Source organism: Xanthomonas vasicola (assembly GCF_000772705.2).
GTDB classification, from domain to species: domain Bacteria; phylum Pseudomonadota; class Gammaproteobacteria; order Xanthomonadales; family Xanthomonadaceae; genus Xanthomonas; species Xanthomonas vasicola.
In genome coordinates, this window is sequence record NZ_JSBW02000053.1 from 1 (window position 1) to 2,655 (window position 2,655).

Consider the following 2,655-nt stretch of genomic DNA (forward strand, 5'->3'; position numbering starts at 1 on the left):
CTGACGCCTGCCGGTCTGATCGCCTATTTCAGCGGGGTTGGTCATGACTGACCTGTTCGAAATCCCCGGCATGAAGTTGCACACCCTGTTTGACCTGGTCAGCTGGTCGCGTCAGTGCGGCAATGCCGACCTGGTCGAAACCTATGAGGCGATGATCGAGCAGCGCATCCAGCTGATCGGCAACACCTCGGCGGTGGCGCTGTGACGGTGTTGGTCGCTTCCTGCCTACCCTTTTCACCGGCGCAGCTGTGCAATCGCCCGGCGCACCCGGTTGGCCCGAGCAGTAACACGGGCCAAAAGTCTCAGACCCTCGAAGGGCTATCGAAGCCGATCATCGACTTCTGCACCTTGGTCTTTGACAGCGACAAGGCGGTCAACTTCTTCAAGCGCATGAACGCCCAGCAGATGGTGGCCTACGTCTTCGGCACCTCCGGCAGCATCGTTGTCGGACCCCTGCAGCAGCGCTTGTGGAACTTCAACTATCAGCGTAGCGCCATGCTGATTGATGAGACTTCCAGCGTGTGCGGCCGCATCGGTGTTGCTGACACTGGCGAGGTATGCATCAGTCTGACAGGGCAGGGGTGCAGCAACGTCCCCAGCTGGCCGTATGCAGAACGCATCGCACAGGATCTGGGTGCACACCTCACGCGTGTCGATATCGCCATTGATGACCACACCGGCAAGTGGTTCGACGTGCAGCAGTTCCGCGACGCCTACCACGATGGCGCCTTCACCATGAACGGCCGTCCTCCGCACGCGAAGCACATCAGCGACGAGGGCAACGACAAGGGATGCAGCTTCTACGTCGGCCAGAAAGGCCACAAAGAGCTGTGTATCTACGAGAAGGGTAAGCAGCTCGGCGACCCAGAGAGCGATTGGACACGCTGCGAATTGCGTCTGTACGCCAAGCGCATCGATCTGCCGCTGGGCGCGCTTGTCGATCCTGGCAAGTATTTCGCCAGTGCCTACACCGTCCTCGCTGACCTGGTCATTGGTGAGCTGACCAGGCTGGAATTGAAGGAACGCATGGTCAATCCATCCGTCAAGGCCATGATCGATTTCATCGACACCCAAGCCGGTACAGCGCTCCGCGTCCTCTGGAACGCGTTGAATAGCCGCAGCCCCGAATACGCCGTGTCCGTCCTGCAGCGCTACCTGAGCCACGACGGCGTGCCTGGCCGCTTCAAGAACCTGCATCAGCTCGATTTAGAGATACGCATCTCCAATCAATTGGATGAGCTATTTCCCGATTGCGCCTAATGAAATTCGCTGCACGTCGTTATGGCCACCGACGTGTGTAACAGCAAATGTGGTCAATCAAATCACCCGGATCGTCGGGATCAATCAAACCTAAAAAGGGTTACACCATGAGCGGAATCAAAGTCACTGTATTGAGCGCCGAAGTCGATGAGCGTGGCGGCACGTTCAAGGATGACGACGGCAAGGATCGGGAATACACCACGCGCAAGCAGAAGGCCAAGCTGGAAGCAGGCGGGTTCGCGTATCCGCTTGATGTGCGTTTGGAGAAGGGTCAGGCCGCCTATCAGCCCGGCGAATACGAGCTTGATTTGGAAGCCATGGTGACGGTCAACAAGGGTGCGATCAATTACAGCAAGTTTCATGTGTTGCGCGCTGTCAAAGCGCATGCACGCGTGGCGGCTTAAGCCATGGCCGTGTGCGTAGCCTTGCAAGCTGATGGCACGTTGGTGCCTACCGGCCAATCGGTCGGCGAGTGCAGTGGTTACGTGCTGGTTACGGGTAGCGAATACAGCGTGTATGCGCTGGTGCAAGAAGCGTTCGCAATGCCCAGCAAGGAGGACGCCGTAGCGTGGTCCACCGGCTGCTGCGGTGTGGTGATCGTGTGGTTCGTCCTGGGACGCCTCGCCGGCAGCGTCGCGGGCATGTTCAATGACCGGTAAATTAATCAATCAACGAGGAGAGAAAACATGGGTGACATTCTGTCGGGTCTGAGTGCGGCTGATGCCGTGACCGCTGTTGTGGGTGCTGCCGCGCTGATCGCGCTGGTTGGCTTCACCAAGTGGGGTGCAAAGAAGGTGGCCGGCTTCTTCGGCTAATGGTGGTGAGGGCAGGGCGGCGCTTCGGTGTCGCCCTCTCTCTTTCAGGGGGTCACGATGATCGTTCTACTGTTCTGTGCATTCATGGGCGCCCTGTGCGGTTGGGCTGCGGTCAAGGGATTGGACACGTGATTTTTCGCGCATTGTGGTTATGTGTTTTCCTCTGCTCTATTTTTGGTGTGTCAGAAGTGGTTGCGCAGGATATGACCTGTTCTACTAGCACTGCTGTCATTACCTCACAGTGTCCTGACCAGGGGGCGGCATACGCTGCTGCAAGTGTTGTGGCGGCTGCACAAGCGGCCAAGAGTAACTCTGGCTCATCTGGTTGGTGTCCGGGTGTCGTTAAAAATGCTGGCTCGTCGTATGAGGCTTATGTCACGCCATGCGATTCGCCTGGGCCTCGTTATGAAACGAGGACGCGCTTGTATGTGGAAGGCGCGACGTGTGCTTCTCGGCCGTCGTCAACATCCGGTTGGTCAGCATTGGGTAATGGTGCAAGTTGCAATGCTGGCTGTGCTATGGGGCCTGCTACCTCCGCTGATACGTTTAGCGCGGGCGGCAAAACCTATTTCAGTTTGGC

At 57.9% G+C, this 2,655-nt stretch carries 5 protein-coding genes; all 5 read left to right on the forward strand.

From position 1 onward, the window contains the following. Window positions 1-43: 43 nt before the first annotated feature. The 5 genes from NX05_RS24480 (at window position 44) to NX05_RS15395 (ending at window position 2,075) form a co-directional block, all read left to right on the forward strand. Window positions 44-205 carry a hypothetical protein gene (locus NX05_RS24480; RefSeq protein WP_165894334.1) on the forward strand — a complete coding sequence of 54 codons (162 nt, stop codon included), beginning with the start codon at window positions 44-46 and terminating at the stop codon, window positions 203-205. Beyond that, window positions 202-1,260, forward strand: coding sequence for a replication initiation factor domain-containing protein (locus tag NX05_RS15380; RefSeq protein WP_039437824.1), 1,059 nt, complete (start codon window positions 202-204; stop codon window positions 1,258-1,260). The genes NX05_RS24480 and NX05_RS15380 overlap by 4 nt, the downstream gene beginning before the upstream one ends. Before the next feature lie 107 nt (window positions 1,261-1,367). Then, window positions 1,368-1,664 (forward strand): single-stranded DNA-binding protein, encoded by a 297-nt coding sequence (locus NX05_RS15385; protein WP_039437815.1) that lies wholly within the window; start codon window positions 1,368-1,370, stop codon window positions 1,662-1,664. A gap of 3 nt (window positions 1,665-1,667) precedes the next feature. Continuing rightward, the gene (locus NX05_RS24245; protein WP_033482621.1) at window positions 1,668-1,919 is read left to right on the forward strand and encodes a hypothetical protein; all 252 of its coding nucleotides are present in this window, start codon (window positions 1,668-1,670) and stop codon (window positions 1,917-1,919) included. Window positions 1,920-1,946: 27 nt separating this feature from the next. Further along, window positions 1,947-2,075 (forward strand): hypothetical protein, encoded by a 129-nt coding sequence (locus NX05_RS15395; RefSeq protein WP_015471906.1) that lies wholly within the window; start codon window positions 1,947-1,949, stop codon window positions 2,073-2,075. The last annotated feature ends 580 nt before the right edge of the window (window positions 2,076-2,655 follow it).